The sequence below is a fragment of the Dokdonella sp. genome (assembly GCF_044227025.1).
GTDB lineage: Bacteria > Pseudomonadota > Gammaproteobacteria > Xanthomonadales > Rhodanobacteraceae > Dokdonella_A.
Genome location: NZ_JBGAFX010000004.1, coordinates 309243 through 326516 on the forward strand (window position 1 = coordinate 309243; position 17274 = coordinate 326516).

The following is a 17274-nucleotide window of genomic DNA, read 5'->3' on the forward strand; positions in this document are numbered from 1 at the left end:
CATGCGCCGGCCCGATCGTCCTCAGCGGGCGCCGAAGGTATAGCGCGCGCTGAGCCAGTACGAGCGCGCGGGCATGCGGTAGTACTGCGCGTCGCCGAGTTCGCTTTCGGCGACGGCATCGCGCCGGTCGGACAGGTTGTAGCCATCCAGACGCAGCTCCCAGCGATCGAACGCATAGCCGATACCGGCATCGACCGTGGTGTAGGAGCCACCGAGCGAGGTATTGCGCTTGTTGAGCCAGCGCTCGCCGACGTAGTCCGCGGCGACATGCGCACGCAGCCCCTGCAGCGGCGCGTAGATCAGGCCGACGCTGGCCAGATGCTCGGGCGACATCTCCAGGCGCTTGCCATCGAGCTGGGTCGGCGTGCCGTCGAAGTCCTGCACGTAGTCGGCGAAGCGCGCGTCGTGCCAGGCCCAGGTACCGATCACGCTGAGGTCGTCGGTGAAGTGCCAGCGCGCTTCGACTTCCGCACCCTTGAAATGCTCGTTGCCGGCATTCGTCAGACCCGGCAGCCCGTCGATTTCCTGGCTGACGACGAGATTGTGGAAGTTCATGCGGAACAGCGAGGCGTCCCACTCGAACCGGCCATCGAGGTGGCGACCCTTGATGCCGACCTCGCCGCTCTGCGCATCTTCCGGCTCGAGGATGTCGAACTCCGGCTCGGGGCCGAAATCCTTGACCGCCGGCTTGAACGCATCGCGGTAGCTCGCGTAGACCGTGAGCTGGTCCCTGCCGTCCTTCCAGAAGCGGTAGCTGGTGCCGAGCGCACCGGACAAACGGCTTTCGTCGCGGTGGTCGCTGCCGGACTCGACGACTTCCGGCTCGTCGCCGGTGAGGTCGACGCCGATGCCGCTCGAGGATTCGCGGGTGTGGTTGAAACGCAGGCCCGCCTCGATCCGCCAGGCATCCGTGACCGCGTATTCGAGGTCGGCGTAGATGCCGGTGAAATTGCGCCGGTCATCGAGCCGGGTCGCCTCGTCGATGTGCAGCGAACGCCAGTCTGGCGCGTTGCTGCCACCCGGGAAGGTCGCGTACTCGAAGTTGTCGCTGTGCTGGTCACCCTTGCCGTACAGATGGTCGATGCCCCAGACGAGGGTCGAGCCTTCCGCCAGCGGCGTCGCGACGTGGCTGTCGAAATACACTTCCGTGCGATGCACGCGCTGGTGGAAGCCGTCGGCATTGTGGGTGACGCCGTCGTCGGCGAAGTCCTCGCGCAGGAAACCGCGCACGTTCGTCGCGTTGCTGCGCGCATAGGCGAGACGCGTGTCCCAATCGCCGAGGCTGGTCGGCACGACGTAACCGAGTGCGAGCTGGCCACGATCCTCGTTCTGCTCGGCGCCGCGCGGATTGGCGTTGCCGTCGAGCGGCATGCGCTCGGTCAGCACGCCGTGCTCGCGCGGGTGCGGACTGGTCGGGTCCTGATTCAGCTGCGTGAAGTCCGCATCGAGCGAGAACCGCCCGGCGCCGAGATCGCCGGCGCCGCGATAGAGCAGGTGCGCGCGGTCCCAACCGGCGCGGTCGGTCGCAAGATCGTTCTTGTCGCCATCGACGAGCAGCGACTGGCTCCAGCCTTCGCCAAGGCCGGAAAGCGGGATCGCGGCGGCAAAATGCGCGCTGCCACGACTGCCGATGCCGAACTCGACCTGCGCCGGACCCTGCCCGGCGCCGTAATGGATCACGTGGATGACACCGACGAAACTGGTCGCGCCATAGCTGACCGGCGCCGCGCCCTTCACGACTTCGATGCGTTCGACGTTGGCGAGATTCAGCGTCGCCAGCGCCGGCGTGAATGCACCGCCGGACGGAATGCCGTCGACGACGAGCAGGAAGGCGTCGAATTCGCGCAGTCCCCACAGCGCCGGAACGGACGAAGCCGGGCCGCCGTCGCCGCCCGGCGCGATGTCGACGCCGGCAACCAGCGACAACGCGGTGCGCAGGTCGTTCGCGCCGCGCGCGCGCAATTCGGCGCCGGTGACGACGCTGACATCGGCGGCGACTTCATCCAGCGCCAGCGGGATCTTCGAGGTCGTGACCTCGACGTCCCCGAGTTGCTGCGACTCCTGCGCGGACGCCGCGCCACCCAGCATTACCAACACCGCCGCCCACGCGACGCGCCGGCAGGACGTGTATTTGCACATGATCCCTTCCCCAAGGTGTATGACCGGGCGCAGTCTGGACTTTCGCGCAGGGGCCGATAACGGCCCGCAGACCGATGCGGACATCGGTCCGTGGAAGTATCGGCACGACCAGCGACACACGTATGCTTCCCCAATGACCTGCACTCCAAACCCGCCATGACCTTGCCGCGACCGCGCCTGCGCGGCCTGGTGGTCAAGCTCGCTTTGTTCTACGCGCTGCTGTCGCTGCCGACCCTGATGCTGGTCGAGGCGGTGATCCTGACGCACGAATTCCAGCGCCTGATGCAGGGACTTGCCGAAGGCAATCTCGAGCGCGCGGCGAGCGAGGGCGCCGCCGAGCTGGCGCGGCATCGGCCGTGGCAGGCACCGGATGCCGACGGCGGCGCGGCGACGCGGATCTGGCTCGACGCCTGGGCGCTGCGCCTGCAGCAGCCGCGCGGCGGGCTGACACCGGACGAGTCCTACCTGCTGCTCGAGTTGTCCGACCGCCCGATCACCGCGAGCGTGCTCGCGCCAGACGGCCGCGAACTCGTGCGCACGCCTGCGCTCGGCGATCCGCGCACGACGCCTCCGTCCGCCGATGAACTCGCCCGAGTCGCCGTGGCTCGGGAAGCGATCGTCCTGCGCGACGACGGCAGCGCCTACCGGACGCGGCGCGCGCTCGCCCCTCTGCGCGACGCCGACGGCAGACTGCGCGCCCTGCTTAGCGTCGAGTTGCGCCTGCCCTCGCCGTGGCGCCACCTGCTGTCCGAATCGAGTTTCGAATCGCCGACCGTGTTCGGCTTCCTCGTCGTGTTCGGCCTCGCCTCCTCGATCTTCCTCGCCGCGTGGGTCACGCGCCGGCTCAATCGCATCGCGCACGCCGCGCGCGGCTGGAGCCGCGGCGATTTCTCCGACCGCATCGACGACCACTCGCAGGACGAACTCGGCGCGCTGTCGACCCTGCTCGACCGCATGGCGCTCGACCTCAAGGGGCTGCTGCGCACGCGCGCGCAACTGGCTACGCTGGCCGAGCGCCAGCGCCTCGCACGCGACCTGCACGACACCGTCAAGCAGAAGGCGTTCGCGCTGAACCTGCAACTGGCGACCGCGAGACGCCTTCTCGGCGACGCGCCCGGCGCCGAGCGGCTCGAACAGGCGCAACGTGTGACCCAGCAGATCCAGCAGGAACTGTCACAGATCCTCGACGAATTGCGCGCGTCCGACGCCGACCTGCCTTTCAGCGAACGCCTGCGCACGCGCGTGGTCGAGTGGTCGCACCTGAGCGGCATCGCGACCGATGCCGCGCTCGAAGATGTGCCACCGCAGGCGACCCAGATCGAGGAATCGCTGCTGCGCATCGTCGACGAGGCCTTGTCGAACGTCCTGCGCCACAGCGGGGCAAGCCGGGCTGAGGTCGGGCTCCGCCAGCAGGCGGAGCGCATCCATCTCGTGATCGCCGACAATGGGCGCGGCGCGCCGCAGCAGCCGGCCGCCGGAATGGGCCTGCGCAACCTGCGCGAACGCGCATTGTTGCTGCCGGGCGGCCAGTTCGAACTCGATGAGCGTCCGGACGGCGGCCTCAGGGTTGCCGTGAGCTTTCTCGTGGTGGAGACTTCCAGTCGATGAATTCCCCGATTCGCATCGTCATTGCCGACGATCATGTGCTGGTTCGGCAAGGCATCCGCGCGTTCCTCGAAACGCATGCCGACCTCGATATCGTCGGCGAGGCCGAGGACGGCACCGAGGCGCTGCGCCTGTGCGTGGAGAAGCAGCCGCACGTCGCCTTGATCGACCTGGTGATGCCGGGCGGCGGCATCGAGACGACGCGCACGATCCGCGAAGCATGTCCGGAGACCCAGGTGGTCCTGCTCACCTCGTTCGAGGACCCGCAGCAGATCGTCGCCGCGGTGCGTGCCGGCGCGCTGTCGTGCCTGCTCAAGGATGTCGACGCCGATGCGCTCGCCGAGGCCGTGCGGAAGGCGGCGCGCGGCGAGGCGGTGCTGCACCAGCGCGTCGCTGCGCGGCTGATGGAACTGCTGCGCAAGGAGAACGAGCCGGGCAGCGAGATGCTCGACCTGCTCAGTCAGCGCGAGCGCGAGGTACTGGCGCTGGTCGCCGAGGGTCTCAACAACCAGCTCATCGCGGAACGCCTCGGCATCGGCGAGAAGACGGTCAAGACGCACGTCAGCAACGTGCTCGGCAAGCTCGACGTCAGCGATCGCACGCAGGCCGCGGTGTTCGCGTGGAAGAGTGGCCTGAAGCAACGCCCGCAGCACTGAATCCCTGGGGCCGTCCCTGGCCCTGCCGGATTCGCATCCGGCCTCCCTCTCTCTCCCGATCAACTGGCGCCGATCGAGTGCGGCGCCTACTTGTCTTCGCCCGCCGGACCCCCGTCGGGCGGATATTCGCCGGTCTCCACCGGACGCACCGAATCGCGCAAGGCCTGATCGGCGCGCGCGCGCTGGCGTCGTCGCAATTCGTCCGCGATCAACTCCTCCGCCAGGCGCCGTCGCTGCTCGTTGCGACGTGCGTCCTCATCACGCGTTTCACCCATTTCGTCGCGCCCCTGTTCGCGATGACGGGTTCGCGACCGCGCAGCCTTCGGCGGCTCGGCCGTCGACGCATCCGTCGGGTATCACCATAGGGGAATGGCAGCCGCCGCGGCGCGCCGGAACGCGTTGGCGTAAGGGGAATCCCCCTCGCGCGCGAGCGGGAAAATCCCTCAGCCCGGACCGGGTCGTGCGCTCGCGATAGACTGGGCACCTAGGATCGCGCGCGAACGGACGGGCCGCTCGATCCACATGGGGGCCGCATGATCACGAGACTATTGCGTCATCCGACGTTCGCGCTGCTCATCATGGCATCGCTGGCCTCTCCATTCGCGTCGGCGCAAGTCGCCGTCGAGATCGTCGGTGACACCGCCCACGCGACGATCCTGCTGGCCGACGGGCAGGGCGGCACCTACGACGCGGAAGTCACGATCGCATTCGACGCACCGCTCAACCTGACCGCAAGCAGCCTCAACCTGACGGCGGCATTGTTCAACCCCGCCGATCCCGTGATGAGAAGCCGCCTGCCCGCCGGGCTGTCCTTCACCGATGCCTTCCCGATGATCGTCACGGTCGAGCCGCCGACGCTCGACTGGATATTCACGACCGCGTTCGACGGCGCCGAGGATGGCAGCGGCGCGCTGTCTTTCCGCAACGACTACCAGTTGGAAATCCACACGCACAACCTGGCCTGGTCACCCGCCGGCCCCCTGCGCCTGCTCAAGGCGCCCGTGGGCGGCTCCTTCGCCGACGTCACCGAAGACGTGCTCGAAGGCAGCGCGCGCGCACGCGGACGCGGCGGCGCATTTTCGCAGTTCGTCATCGGCGTGGATGCCAACAACAGCGGCCTGCCGCTGATTCTCGGCGTCATCATTCCGAAGACATCGGCGCTCAGTTTGCGCCTGGTTTCGGCGGTGCTGGACGACCTGCTACGCGGCCAGCTGGTCGGCTTGCTCGCCGACGTGCTCACGGCGGTCACCAGCGCGATCGTGAATCCGGTCCTCGGTTGCACGAATGCGCTCGTCCCGCTGGACCAGTTCATGGCGAGCGTCCAGCAGAATGCGGATTCCGGAAATATCGCCAATCTCTGGCGCGCGCAGCACGACGTGGTCAACGACGCCGGTGAACTCGAGAGCCTGGCGCAGACGCTCCGCTTCAGCCTGCTGCGCTGCACGGGCGCGCCATGACTGGCATGCGATGCCGGCGCGGCTGACCACCTACCCACCGGACGGTGCCGCCCTCGTGCGGCTGCTGGACGAAGAGGCGACCTATCGCATCGGGAGGGCCAGCACCTGCGAGCTACGCATCGACCATTCTTCCGTGTCGCGCTTCCATGCCGAGATCCGCTGTCGCGAGAACGGCTGGTACCTGCACGACACGGGCAGCAAGAACGGCTTGCGCGTCGACGGGCACCTGGTGCGCGGCAAAGAGCTGGTCAAACGCACCTGGTTCTCGATCGGTGACGTGCAGTGCTCGTTCGAACTGCTCGATGAGTCCGCTGCCGAAGCACAGCGCGCCGCCAACCTGAGCCGTCGCGCGGTTTCGCGCGCACTGTCGGCGCAGCTGCAACAACCCGCAGTGGGGATGAGCACGTTGATCCCCCAATTGCTCGAAATGGTGCTGCAACTGTCCGGCCTCGAACGTGGGTTCGTGTTGTACGCGGCGGCAGGCGAGCCGCTGCGCGTGCGCGCGAGCCGCGCGCTCAAGCCGATCGACTTCGCGGGCGACCGCTTCGCCGGAAGCGCTTCGGCGGTCGACCGTGCCCTCGCCGGCGGGAAGTCCGTCGTGTGTTGCGATACCGCGGATTCGCCTTGGCTGGCAATCCGTCCCAGCGTTCGACTCGGTGGAATCCGCGCAATCGTCTGCGTTCCGCTCGCGATGCAGGACGGCTCTTCCGGCGTGATCTACGTGGACAGCCGTCAGCCTGGTCCGCCCGTCACCGAACTCGATCTGGAACTGGTCGAGAGTGTCGCAAGCCAGGCAGCGACGGCGATCGAGGCTGCGAGCCTTCGCGACAGGATCGCCGGCCTGCTTGATCAGTTGTCGGATGCCGGAGAAGCGGCGCCTGCCTGGGAAGACCTGCTCCGCGCTCGCGCGTAGCCGTTGCCAGCGGCGGGCCGGCCCTGTGCGAACTCGGGCTTCCGCGCTATCGTGCGCGCGTGAATGCCAAGATCTCCGAGGATTCGCCAAGCGACGCGGCAGCAACGCTGACCGGCCATTTCGCCGCCAGCGAACTGCGCGCCGGCGACATTCTCGGCGGACGCTTCCGAATCGAGTCGCTGATCGGCATCGGCGGCATGGGCGTCGTCTACCGCGCGCACGACCTTTCGCTTGAAATCGACGTCGCGCTGAAGCTGCTGCGCCCGGATCTCGCGCGGCGTCCGGAAGCTTTCCGGAACTTCCGCCAGGAACTGTTGCTCGCGCGCCAGGTATCCAGCGCGCACGTTGTGCGCATACACGACATCGCCGAGCATGAAGGACGCTGGTTCATCAGCATGGACTTCATCCGCGGCGAGTCGCTCGAACAGCGCCTCGACGACGTGCGTCGCCTGCCGCCGGAGCAGGCACTGGTCATCACGCGCGGCCTGCTCGAAGGCCTCGGTGCAGCGCACCAGCGCGGCGTGGTGCATCGCGACCTGAAGCCGGCGAACGTGCTGCTCGACGGCGACCACGCCTACATCACCGACTTCGGCGTCGCGCGCATCCTCGGCGCGACGGGCATGACCCAGACCGGCATGATCATCGGCACGCCGGAGTACCTCTCGCCGGAGCAGGCGCGCGGTGCGGCGATCGACGCGCGCAGCGACCTGTATGCCGTCGGTTTGATCTTCTACGAGATGCTCGCGGGCGAACTGCCCTTTTCCGGCGGGACTCCGGCGGAGGCGGTCGTGCAACGAATCCTGCGGCCGCCGCCCTCGCTGGCCAGGATGCGCCCCGACCTCCCGCCCTGGATGCACGCGTTCAGCGAACGCCTGCTCAAGGTGAATCCATCGCACCGCTTCGGATCCGCGCGCGAGGCTACGCGCGCGCTGGATGCGCGACGCGTGCCCCGGCCACCGCTGGACAAGCGCATGCTGTCGTTCGGCGCTGCCTTGCTGCTCGCAGTCGCCGCAGCGGGTAGTTGGCTGTGGCTGCATCCGTGGTCTGCGCGGCCGCCGATCACCGCCACCGTGCCGGCCATACCCCGCATTGGCGTGATGCCGCTGGCAACCGCGGCGAACGACGCCGAGCTCGCGGCTGCGGCTCGTGGCATCGGCGAGCATCTGGGCAACTGGCTGCGCAACGACCCTGCGATCGCTTCGATACCCGGCCGGCGCCTGCTCGATGCACAGGCACGCACCGCACCTGACCTGCAGGGGGATGCATTGCAGCGTCGATTGCCCGATCTCGCGAGGGCCGCCAACGCGACGGCCCTGATCGTGGGCGAACTGCGCCGTGCCCCACCCGGCTTGCTCCTCGAGCTCCGCTGGATCGAACCGGGCAAGCCGGGGAATACACCGGTGCTGACCGCACGCGGTGCGGATTTCGCGTCGCTGTTCAAGGACTACGAATCGGCCGCTGCGACGTGGCTCGCGGCGTCGCAGCTGCGTGCCGGATCGTCGCCCCGCCTGCAGCCAGCGGCGCTGACGGCGTTCGGGCAGGCCCTGCTCGCGCTCGACCAGCACGATGCACAGGCCTCCGCAGCGAGCCTCGCCGCGCTCGTCGCGACCGATCCGGGCAGCGCGCTGTTGCAACGTGCGCTGCTCGAAGCGCAGGAGTCCGCGCACCAGCAACTCCCGGCGGAGAATACGCGCGAGGCGGTGATGCAGCAGTTCGGCAAGGACCCCAGCCCGCTCGGTCGCGAATTGCTTGCGCGCGCACTGGCGAACGACGATGGCCAGAAGGCTCGCGGCGTGCTGGAACAGGCGGTGCATGACTTTCCACACGATCCGGCGCTGGCCCTGTTCGATGCGGAGACGCTGGCCGCGAACGGCAGCGGCATCGAGGCGCTCGAGGTGTTGCGGAAGTTCGTCAAGACCGACGACCAGGACGCGCGGGCGTGGTTCCTCCTCGGACGCACGTCGATCCAGCAGGGCCAGGCGCAGGCGGCGATCGACGACTACCTGGTGCGCGCCCTCGTACTCAACACGCGCGGACGGGACGGCGCGGCTGAAGCCGAAACACGCAATGCGCTCGGCGTCGGCTACGAACGCCTCAGCCAGCTCGATGCCTCGTCCGAGCAGTACACGCGCGCGGCGAAAACGCGCGAGCAACTCGGCGACCGGGTCGGGCTGGCCAAATCGCTGCGCAACCTCGCGATCGTGCAGGCCGAGCAAGGCGAACGCGAAAGCGCCGAGCGCACGCTCGACCGGGTCAAGGGCCTGCTCGAGGATCTCGGCGACCGCGCCAGCCTTTCCGACCTGCACAACGATCGCGGCGTCATTGCCGAGGAGCGCGGCGACTTCGCCGCGGCATTGGCCGCCTACCGCGAGGCGCTCGCGATACGCCAGCAACTCGATTTGCCGGATGGGATCGCGGAAAGCCTCAACAACGTCGCGTTCGCTTCCTTCCAGCTCGGACAGTTCGACAATGCGCTGGTGTATTGGCAGCAGGCCGCGGCGCTGCACCGCAAGCTCGACGACAGCAACGGTGTCCTGCACATCCAGCAGGGCATCGGCCTGCTCGACATCGCGCGCGGACACTTCGCTGCCGCACGCGAAGGCCTGCAGGCATCCCTGCGCAACGCGGAGGACCGCCAGTTGACCGAAGAGGCGGCGGCCGGCCACCTCAACCTGGCGACGCTGTCGCTGGCCGAGGGCCGCTACGCCGATGCGCTCGACCACGCGGAGCGTGCACGGCAGCTCGCCGCGCGTCGTTCCGACCTGCGCATCGCGACCGAAGGCAGCCTGCTCAAGGCGCGAGCGGCCAGTGCACTCGGCGACGATGCCGGGGTCGACGCCGCCCTCGCCTCGATTGAATTGGCCAAGATCAACGACGAACAGCGCGCGATGTTCCTGCTCGCCACTGCACAGCGTGCGCAGGCCGGCGGCGACTACACGACGGCAGCCGCGAAACTCGAAGAAGCCGAGAAGGCCGCGACAGCAGCCCACAGCGGCAAGGTCGGCATGGAGATCGGCCTGCAACGGGTGCGCCTCGCACTCGTCGATGGCAGTCGTGCGCGCATCCCCAAGCTGTTGGCTGCCGTGCGCGCCGACGCGACGCATCTGGGCGAGGTTCCCGTGCGCCTGGAATGGCTTGAACTGGAAATGGTCGCCGCGCTGGACGGTGGCGATCGTGGCGACGCGATACGCCGCTACCGCGAAGCGTTGCCACTGCTGAAGGACGCCGGCCGCTGGGCCGATGCGCTGTTCCTGCATCGTCTGGCAGCACGCGCTTATCCCGGCGCGTCGGCGGAAGCCGACGCGGCGCGCTCGGCCGCCGACGCAGCGCGTGCCCAGATGCTGGCCGATGCGCCGGACGAAACGCGTGCCCGCTTCGAGCAGCGCATGGAACTACGCCTGAAAGCAGAAGCGGGTGCCGCCGATGGGCACTGAGCATCCGGCCCCGGCCGACCTGCGCCTCCAGCTGGCCCAGCTCCTGCAGGAGCACGACCGCCTGGCGGCGCGCCTGCGCGAGGGCCAGACGCATTTCCGCCGCATAGCGCGCTCGGTCTGGCGCGTGCAGGAGGAAGAACGCGGGCGCTTCGCACGCGAACTGCACGATGGTGTCGGCCACAACCTGACCGCGATGTTGCACCTCCTTGCCGGCGCGCTCGCCAGCCTTCCCGCAGGCGCCGGGCTCGAACGCGCGCGCAGCGACCTGGCACGCGTGCAGGCGGTCGCCGAATCGACGTTGCAGGACACGCGTGCGCTGTCTCGCCTGTTGCGGCCGCAGATCCTCGACGATCTCGGTCTCGAGCCCGCATTGCACTGGCTGGTGCGCTCGTTCTCGGAAACGCACGGCCTCGGCGTGACGCTCGACTACGATGCGGCTGCGACGACGCTCGACCGCGACCGCTCCACCCTCGTGTTCCGCATCGTGCAGGAAGCGCTGGCGAACATCGCCAGGCACTCCGGTGCGACACGGGTCGACGTCACGTTCAGGACGGGCGAGCGCGACGCCGAATTGAGTGTGCGCGACGACGGTCGCGGCTGCGTCGCGCAAGCGGCACTCCAGCGGGGCAGTGAGGGCGGCAGCAGCGGCCTCGGCGGAATGCGTGATCGTGCGCGCCTGTTCGGAGGCACTCTCAGCGTAGACTCGGCTCCGGGCGACGGCTTCCGCGTGCACGTGCGGTTTCCGTTGACCGACTCGAACCCGGAGGCCGAAACATGATCCGCCTGCTCATTGCCGACGACCACACGGTGTTGCGCGAATGCATGGTGGCGACGCTGCGCGCGAGCGGCGATTGCCTCGTGGTCGGCGAGGCCGGCGACGGGATCGCCGCGATCGAGCAGGCGCATGCGCTGCGCCCTGACGTCGCGGTCATCGACATTTCGATGCCGCGGCTCAGCGGCATCGACGTCGTGCGCCGCATCACCGAGGAGCTGCCACGCACGCGCGTGCTCGTGCTGACCATGCACGAAGAGGACGAGTACGTCGTGCAGATGGTGCGTGCCGGCGCCGCGGGCTATCTGGTCAAGGATGCCGCCGCGGACGAACTGCTGAAGGCAATCCGCTCGATCGCCGCGGGCGGCGTGCATTTCGGCCCGTACGCGACGAAGATCCTGGCCGGTCGACTGCACCAGCCGCAGGACCTGCCGCAGGATCCGTACGGTTCGCTGTCCGACCGCGAACGCGAGGTGCTGCACCTGGTCGTCGATGGCCTGACGATCAAGGAGATCGCGATACGCCTGTCGATCAGCGCGAAGGGCGCGGAGAACCACCGCAGCAGGGTGCTCGCCAAGCTCGATGTGCGCAACAGCGCAGAGCTGGTGCGCTACGCGGTGCGCAAGCGCATCGTCGAATAGCTGCCCTGGTGATCGGGCCGAGCGATTCGTCCTGCGTCGGACCTAGCGCGCTTCCTTGCCGAATACGGCCTGCGTCTTCGCGCGAACGAAACCGGCACGCTCGTAGAAGCGGTGTGCGCCTTCGCGCTCCACGCGGCTGCGCACGCGCATTCCCTCGCAACCGAGTGCATGCGCCCATGCCTCGGCCGCGCGAAGCAACGCACTGCCCAGACCCTTGCCGCGCGTCGATGCGGCGACGACGAGGGCACGGATCTCGGCGCAGGAGCCATCCGTCAGGCTCGTGCGGATGGCGACGTGCAACCATCCCGCCACCGTGCCCGAAGCATCTTCGGCAACCAGCACGCAGTCGCGCGGGTCAGCCTCGATCGCGGCGAGGCGCGACACGATCTGCGCGCGCGTCGCCGGATAGCCGAGTTCACCGCACAGGTCGGTGATCGCCGTGGCATCGTAGGTGCGTGCAACGCGTATCGTCGTCATCGAAACCTCCATGCCGGGCACACTAACGCAGTCGCCTGCGTGAAGCATGGCGCAGCAATGGCGCAGGCATGGCGATCCGCGGACCTCAGTCGCAGCAGCCGTCCCCGCCCTTGACCGTGTGTGCATGGCTCGCGGCGACGCCACGCGTGTTTCCCTGCACGCTCGCGGTATGGTGGTCGGCGACGACGCGGGCGACGCACATCGACATGCGCTTGCCGGTCGGGATGTGCAGGAACTCGTTCGGGCCGTGCGCGTTCGAGTGAGGACCAAGCACGCCGGTGATCAGGAACTGCGCGCCGGGGAATTTCTCGCCGAGCATGCCCATGAACGGGATCGATCCGCCTTCGCCGTTGTAGGCGACCGGCGCGCCGAAGAACTGGCGCGAGGCAGCGTCGACCGACTGCTCCAGCCACGGCGCCAGCGCCGGCGCTTCCCAACCGCTGCCGGCTTTCTCGACCTCGAACGTGACCTTCGCACCATACGGCGGGTCCTTTTCGAGCAGGCGCTTGAGGAACTCGCCGCCCTTCGCCGCATCCAGCGTCGGTGGCACGCGCAGCGACAACTTCACCGCGGTGTACGGGCGCAGCACGTTGCCGGCGGAATCGAGCGCCGGCAGGCCACCGACACCGGTCACCGACAAGGCCGGGCGCCAGGTTCGGTTGAGCACGAGTTCGGCGAGGTCGGCATTCATCGGCTGCATCCCGTCGACCAGCGGGAACTTCGAATACACCGCATCGCCGAGGATCTGCGCGGTTCGCCGCGCCTGCGCGACGCGCTGCGCCGGGATCTCGACATGCAGCTCCTGCGGCCTGATCGCACCGGTCACTTCGTCTTCGAGGCGCGACAGCACCTGACGCAGGATGCGGAAGCTCGACGCAACCACCCCGGATGCGTCACCGGAATGCACGCCCTCTTCCAGCACCTTCACGGTCAGGTTGCCGCCAGTCAGGCCACGCAGAGAGGTCGTCAGCCAGAGCTGGTCGTAGTTTCCGCAACCGGAGTCGAGGCAGACGATCAGCGACGGCTTGCCGATGCGCGCGGCGAGATGGTCGACGTAGTACGGCAGGTCGTAGCTGCCTGACTCCTCGCACGCTTCGATCATCACGACGCAGCGTGCGTGCGGGATGCCCTGCGCCTGCAGCGCGAGGATCGCGGCGAGCGAACCGAAAATCGCATAGCCGTCGTCGGCGCCACCGCGCCCGTACAACTTGTCGCCTTCGAGCACCGGCTTCCACGGGCCGAGGTGCGCCGACCAGCCGGTCATCTCCGGCTGCTTGTCGAGATGGCCATACAACAGCACGGTGTCCTCGCCGCTGCCGGGGATCTCGATGAAGATCAGCGGCGTGCGCCCCGGGAGGCGCACCACCTCCAGCTGCATGCCGGGGATCGGCTGCGCCTTGGCCCAGCTCGCCATCAACTCGACCGCCTGGTCCATGTAACCGTGCTCGGCCCACTGCGCGTCGAACATCGGCGACTTGTTCGGGATGCGGATGTATTCGGTGATCTGCGGGACGATCTGCGTGTCCCACAAGCCGCCGACGAAACCGCTGATTGCATTGGAATCCATCTGTGCACCTGTTCGATTGTTGGCGCGGCGCGCGAACGCGCGCCGCGCTCGCCGTCTGGCGTTGGCCGCGGCCGTGAATCGTAGCCGATCAGCACGCTTTGTTCGCGTGCCGGCTCAATGCGGGAACGCGCGGATCGCGCCGCACCCGAGCCAGCCCAGCAACACGACAAGCCGGCGCCACGCCGGCCGCGCGCGCCGCGGTGGCGGCCCGCAGGCGAGGCGCCGCGCCAGCGCGGAATCGGCGATGTAACCGTGCACGAACAGCATCTGCGTCGCCGTTCCGCGCGCCGCCTCGAGGAGCGCCGAACCCGTCGGTTCGAGTTTCGTTTCACTGGTCATGCGTATCTCCCGAGAAGGTGGTCGCGCGCATCGAGCGCCGTTCGCTGAATCGCGCATGCCAGTCCGCCAGGCGCGGTCGGCCGAGGGCAAATGCGTATACCCCGCGGAATTCGATCCAGCTGAGCGCCGTCGCCAGCGCGACATCGCCGATGTCGGGTTGCCGCGTCGCCTCGATGCCGGCTTCGGCGAAGTCGCACGCGAGCGCGATCTTGCGCAGTTGACCGTCGCGGAACTCCGGCCAGCGCAGGTGACGCGGTCGTCGCTCGTCCTCCCAGCGCACGGCAATGCCGGCGTCCGCGATGCCCTGTGCGAGCGCCTGCATGCGCAGCGCGCGAAAGCGCTCCGGCGCGTAGGACGGGATCAACTTGCGACCTGCATGCAGTCCGTCGAGGTATTCGCAGATCACGGCCGAATCGAACAGCACGGTGCCCGCAGCGTCGATCAGCACCGGCACCTTGCCGAGCGGATTCGACGCGAACACCTCGTCGTTGTTCAACAACGGGCTGGTTTCGTGATGGATTACATCCAGGTCGCGCGCGATGCCCATTTCGTGCGCGGCGACAAGCACTTTGCGCGCATACGGCGAGTGTGTCTGGTACAGCAGTTTCATCGGTGGACCCCTGTCGAAGAAAGGGCTTGGTGCGACGCTAGCGAGCATCAGTCGGGAAACAGTCGCGCGCGCAGGTCGGGCGCGACGTTGGCGCCGCAAAGAATGGTCGCCACGCGGCGACCGGCATGGCACTCGCGCCGCGCGAGGATCGCCGCGACGCCGACGGCGCCGGCTGGCTCGAATGCGCGCCCGAGGCACCGGTGCAGCAGCCGCATCGCATCGACGATCTGCTGTTCGGACACCGCGACCACTTCGTCGCAGCATCCGCGCAGGAATGTGAGCGTCGCTGCGATCGGCTCGCGCACCGCGATGCCGTCCGCCACCGTGTCGGCCGTGCGGGTGTTCACCGCGCGACCTGCCTCGAGCGAAAGCTTCATCGCCGGCGCATTGGCTGCGACGACCGCGACGATCCGCACATCCGGCGCCCGATCGCGCAGCGCTACGGCGACTCCCGCCAGCAACGCGCCGTTGCCGAGCGGCACCAGGATCGTCTCGAAACGCGCACTCGCGGCCAACTCGAGACCGATCGTGCCGGCGCCTTCGGCGATCGCGGCATGCGCGCCATCCTCGACGAAGCACAGGCCGTGCATGGCCGCGTGTTCGCGCGCAGCGCGCTTGGCAGCGTCGAAGTCCGGCCCGCCGATGCGCACGTCGGCACCGAAACGACGCATCGCATCGACTTTCAATGGATTCGCGCTCGCGCCGACGAAGACCGTGCACGCGTGGCCACGCCTCGCCGCGGCGCGCGCGAGACCCTGTCCGAAGTTGCCGGCGGAAGCGCAGACCACGCGCTCACCCGACCGCAGTGCCGTTGCGGCGAACAATTCGGTACCACGACCCTTGAACGAGCCGATCGGATTGCACGTTTCGTCTTGCGCCGACAAGGTGCAACCCAGTTCGGCATCGAGCGCGGCGCAGCTGACGACCTGCGCGTCGAGGAAGACGGGATCGATATGCGGCGACGCCGCGAGGATGTTGGCGAGCAGCGGCGTGGATTGCATGCGAGGGTGACTCCGATTGCGGCACTCGATGAAGTGACCATGCTAGAGTCACGCTGCGCGGCGCAGCCGCGTTTATTCCGGCGGAAACGCCCAGTTTCCGCGCCATTGCCCGCTTTCGCGCCCAGATGCCACCGGAACTCGACAAGCACGATCGCAGGGTGCTCGCCCTGCTCCAGCACGACGCACGCATCTCGGCCGAAGCGATAGGCGCGGAAATCGGCCTGTCCGCGTCGGCGGTGCAGCGACGCATCGCACGCCTGCGCGATGAGGCCGTGATCACCGGGGAAGTCGTGGTGGTCGACGCACGCAGCGTCGGTCGGCCGCTGACGATGATCGTCGACCTCGAGATGGAACGTGAGCGCACCGATCTGCTCGCCGGCCTGCGGCGCTGGATCGCTGCCGAAGTCGCGATCCAGGAAGCATGGTACGTGACCGGCGATGAGGACTATGTGCTGGTCGTGAGCGCGCGTGATGTCGAGAGCTACGAAGCCCTGATGAGCAGGCTGCTGGCCGAGAACGCGAATGTGCGACGCTACCGGACTCGCGTCGTGCTCGGCACGCTCAAGCGCGGGATGGCCGTACCGCTCGATCCGCCCTGACGCGCGCGACCCTGCGCCTCGACGCTCGGGAGCGTAGGAAATTTCCTACGCGAACGGTCGGCAAGTACCTACGCCGGTTCACGACCCGCGACACTCCCGGCACACCCTGCAGCCGCCTAAGCTGTCTCGGAACCGCGCTACCCGGCCACGAGCCCGACGGCCGGTCGACGTTTCCGGTTTCACCTTCCCCAACGCGATTGCTGATGAAATTCCTGCAACACATCAAGCTCCTCCTGCTGCTGGCCCTCGCACTGCTGCCATCGACGGTGTTCGCACAGGTAGACATCAATCATGCCGACGCGAAGACACTGGCCGAATCCCTGAGCGGCGTCGGTCTGGTCAAGGCGGAAGCCATCGTGGCCTATCGCGCCTCGCACGGTCCGTTCCGGCATGTCGAGGATCTCGGCGGAGTCGCCGGCATAGGCGCGCGCACGATCGAAGCGAACCGCGAGGCGATCGTCATCGTCATCGAGAATCCGTCCGCGCACCACGCCGGCGGCGCCCCGCAACGGGGCCAATGACGCCGCTCGCGGCGCACTTGATCGGCGCGAGCGCGCTTCCTGTACACTCGCGCCCCGCCGAACGGCGGTTTGCACTCGATGATCCTCCCGCGTTACCACATCGGCCCGTCGACGATCGCGGGCGCAGGACAAGGCTTGTTCCTCGACGAGCCGGTCGCGCGTGGGCGCCTGATCACCGCGCCGGACGCCATCCCGCGCGTGTACACGTTCGATGAGATCAATGCCCTGCCGGATGCCGCGCAGCTGTTGCGGGCGACCGTGCGCTGGTTCGAGGACCGCTACACGGTCACGCCGGAATGGCCGGACGAGTGCTACATCAACCACGCATTCGAGCCGAACGGCTTGTGGCACCTCGGCTTCGTGTTCGCCGCGGACGACCTGCCGGCTGGTGCCGAGATCACGGTCGACTACCGCCACCTGCTCGCGCCCGGCCAGGAAGAGGAATTCCTCGACGCGCGCAGTGGCGAGCGCATCGTCGGCTTCGCCTGGACCGAGAGCCTGCGCGCGTCGACGCACGCGCTCGCCGCCCTGCTCGGCTGATCC

General features: G+C 68.2%; 17 protein-coding genes. 10 read left to right on the forward strand and 7 right to left on the reverse strand.

Annotation, left to right across the window (positions count from 1 at the left end; translation table 11 throughout):
- Positions 1-21: 21 nt before the first annotated feature.
- On the reverse strand, positions 22-2139 hold the full coding sequence (locus ACILRJ_RS11755; RefSeq protein ID WP_395683375.1) for a TonB-dependent receptor: 2118 nt from the start codon (positions 2137-2139) through the stop codon (positions 22-24).
- 156 nt (positions 2140-2295) lie between these two features.
- Here ACILRJ_RS11755 and ACILRJ_RS11760 point away from each other — a divergent pair, with 156 nt between their 5' ends.
- Complete coding sequence (locus tag ACILRJ_RS11760) at positions 2296-3747, forward strand: histidine kinase (protein ID WP_395683376.1); 1452 nt, start codon at positions 2296-2298, stop codon at positions 3745-3747.
- Positions 3744-4400 carry a response regulator gene (locus ACILRJ_RS11765; protein ID WP_395683377.1) on the forward strand — a complete coding sequence of 219 codons (657 nt, stop codon included), beginning with the start codon at positions 3744-3746 and terminating at the stop codon, positions 4398-4400. Before ACILRJ_RS11760 ends, ACILRJ_RS11765 begins: the two co-directional genes overlap by 4 nt.
- A gap of 86 nt (positions 4401-4486) precedes the next feature.
- On the opposite strand, the gene ACILRJ_RS11770 is transcribed toward ACILRJ_RS11765, so the two are convergent.
- Complete coding sequence (locus ACILRJ_RS11770) at positions 4487-4675, reverse strand: hypothetical protein (RefSeq protein ID WP_395683378.1); 189 nt, start codon at positions 4673-4675, stop codon at positions 4487-4489.
- 258 nt (positions 4676-4933) lie between these two features.
- On the opposite strand from ACILRJ_RS11770, the gene ACILRJ_RS11775 reads away from it, so the two are divergent.
- From ACILRJ_RS11775 to ACILRJ_RS11795, 5 genes are read left to right on the forward strand one after another with little or no spacing between them, the layout of a single operon-like run.
- Positions 4934-5857 (forward strand): DUF6689 family protein, encoded by a 924-nt coding sequence (locus tag ACILRJ_RS11775; RefSeq protein ID WP_395683379.1) that lies wholly within the window; start codon positions 4934-4936, stop codon positions 5855-5857.
- Positions 5858-5867: 10 nt separating this feature from the next.
- Entirely contained in the window at positions 5868-6770 is a 903-nt protein-coding gene (locus ACILRJ_RS11780; RefSeq protein ID WP_395683380.1) for an FHA domain-containing protein, read from the forward strand.
- A gap of 59 nt (positions 6771-6829) precedes the next feature.
- Entirely contained in the window at positions 6830-10204 is a 3375-nt protein-coding gene (locus ACILRJ_RS11785) for a protein kinase domain-containing protein (protein WP_395683381.1), read from the forward strand.
- Complete coding sequence (locus ACILRJ_RS11790; protein ID WP_395683382.1) at positions 10194-10982, forward strand: sensor histidine kinase; 789 nt, start codon at positions 10194-10196, stop codon at positions 10980-10982. Before ACILRJ_RS11785 ends, ACILRJ_RS11790 begins: the two co-directional genes overlap by 11 nt.
- A complete protein-coding gene (locus ACILRJ_RS11795; RefSeq protein WP_395683383.1) occupies positions 10979-11617 on the forward strand; it encodes a response regulator in 639 nt (212 codons plus the stop codon). Before ACILRJ_RS11790 ends, ACILRJ_RS11795 begins: the two co-directional genes overlap by 4 nt.
- A gap of 42 nt (positions 11618-11659) precedes the next feature.
- On the opposite strand, the gene ACILRJ_RS11800 is transcribed toward ACILRJ_RS11795, so the two are convergent.
- The 5 genes from ACILRJ_RS11800 to ACILRJ_RS11820 all read right to left on the reverse strand — a co-directional run bounded on the left by ACILRJ_RS11800 (position 11660) and on the right by ACILRJ_RS11820 (position 15611).
- The gene (locus ACILRJ_RS11800; protein ID WP_395683384.1) at positions 11660-12094 is read right to left on the reverse strand and encodes a GNAT family N-acetyltransferase; all 435 of its coding nucleotides are present in this window, start codon (positions 12092-12094) and stop codon (positions 11660-11662) included.
- 85 nt (positions 12095-12179) lie between these two features.
- Positions 12180-13661 carry a M20 family metallopeptidase gene (locus ACILRJ_RS11805; protein ID WP_395683385.1) on the reverse strand — a complete coding sequence of 494 codons (1482 nt, stop codon included), beginning with the start codon at positions 13659-13661 and terminating at the stop codon, positions 12180-12182.
- Positions 13662-13775: 114 nt separating this feature from the next.
- A complete protein-coding gene (locus ACILRJ_RS11810; RefSeq protein WP_395683386.1) occupies positions 13776-14000 on the reverse strand; it encodes a hypothetical protein in 225 nt (74 codons plus the stop codon).
- Positions 13990-14610 (reverse strand): glutathione S-transferase family protein, encoded by a 621-nt coding sequence (locus ACILRJ_RS11815; protein WP_395683387.1) that lies wholly within the window; start codon positions 14608-14610, stop codon positions 13990-13992. Before ACILRJ_RS11815 ends, ACILRJ_RS11810 begins: the two co-directional genes overlap by 11 nt.
- Before the next feature lie 47 nt (positions 14611-14657).
- On the reverse strand, positions 14658-15611 hold the full coding sequence (locus ACILRJ_RS11820) for a threonine/serine dehydratase (RefSeq protein WP_395683388.1): 954 nt from the start codon (positions 15609-15611) through the stop codon (positions 14658-14660).
- Positions 15612-15736: 125 nt separating this feature from the next.
- On the opposite strand from ACILRJ_RS11820, the gene ACILRJ_RS11825 reads away from it, so the two are divergent.
- From ACILRJ_RS11825 to ACILRJ_RS11835, 3 genes are all read left to right on the forward strand, one after another.
- On the forward strand, positions 15737-16210 hold the full coding sequence (locus ACILRJ_RS11825; RefSeq protein WP_395683389.1) for an Lrp/AsnC family transcriptional regulator: 474 nt from the start codon (positions 15737-15739) through the stop codon (positions 16208-16210).
- Positions 16211-16413: 203 nt separating this feature from the next.
- Positions 16414-16731, forward strand: coding sequence for a ComEA family DNA-binding protein (locus ACILRJ_RS11830; RefSeq protein WP_395683390.1), 318 nt, complete (start codon positions 16414-16416; stop codon positions 16729-16731).
- A 78-nt stretch (positions 16732-16809) separates the two neighbouring features.
- On the forward strand, positions 16810-17271 hold the full coding sequence (locus ACILRJ_RS11835; RefSeq protein ID WP_395683391.1) for a hypothetical protein: 462 nt from the start codon (positions 16810-16812) through the stop codon (positions 17269-17271).
- Positions 17272-17274 lie beyond the last annotated feature (3 nt).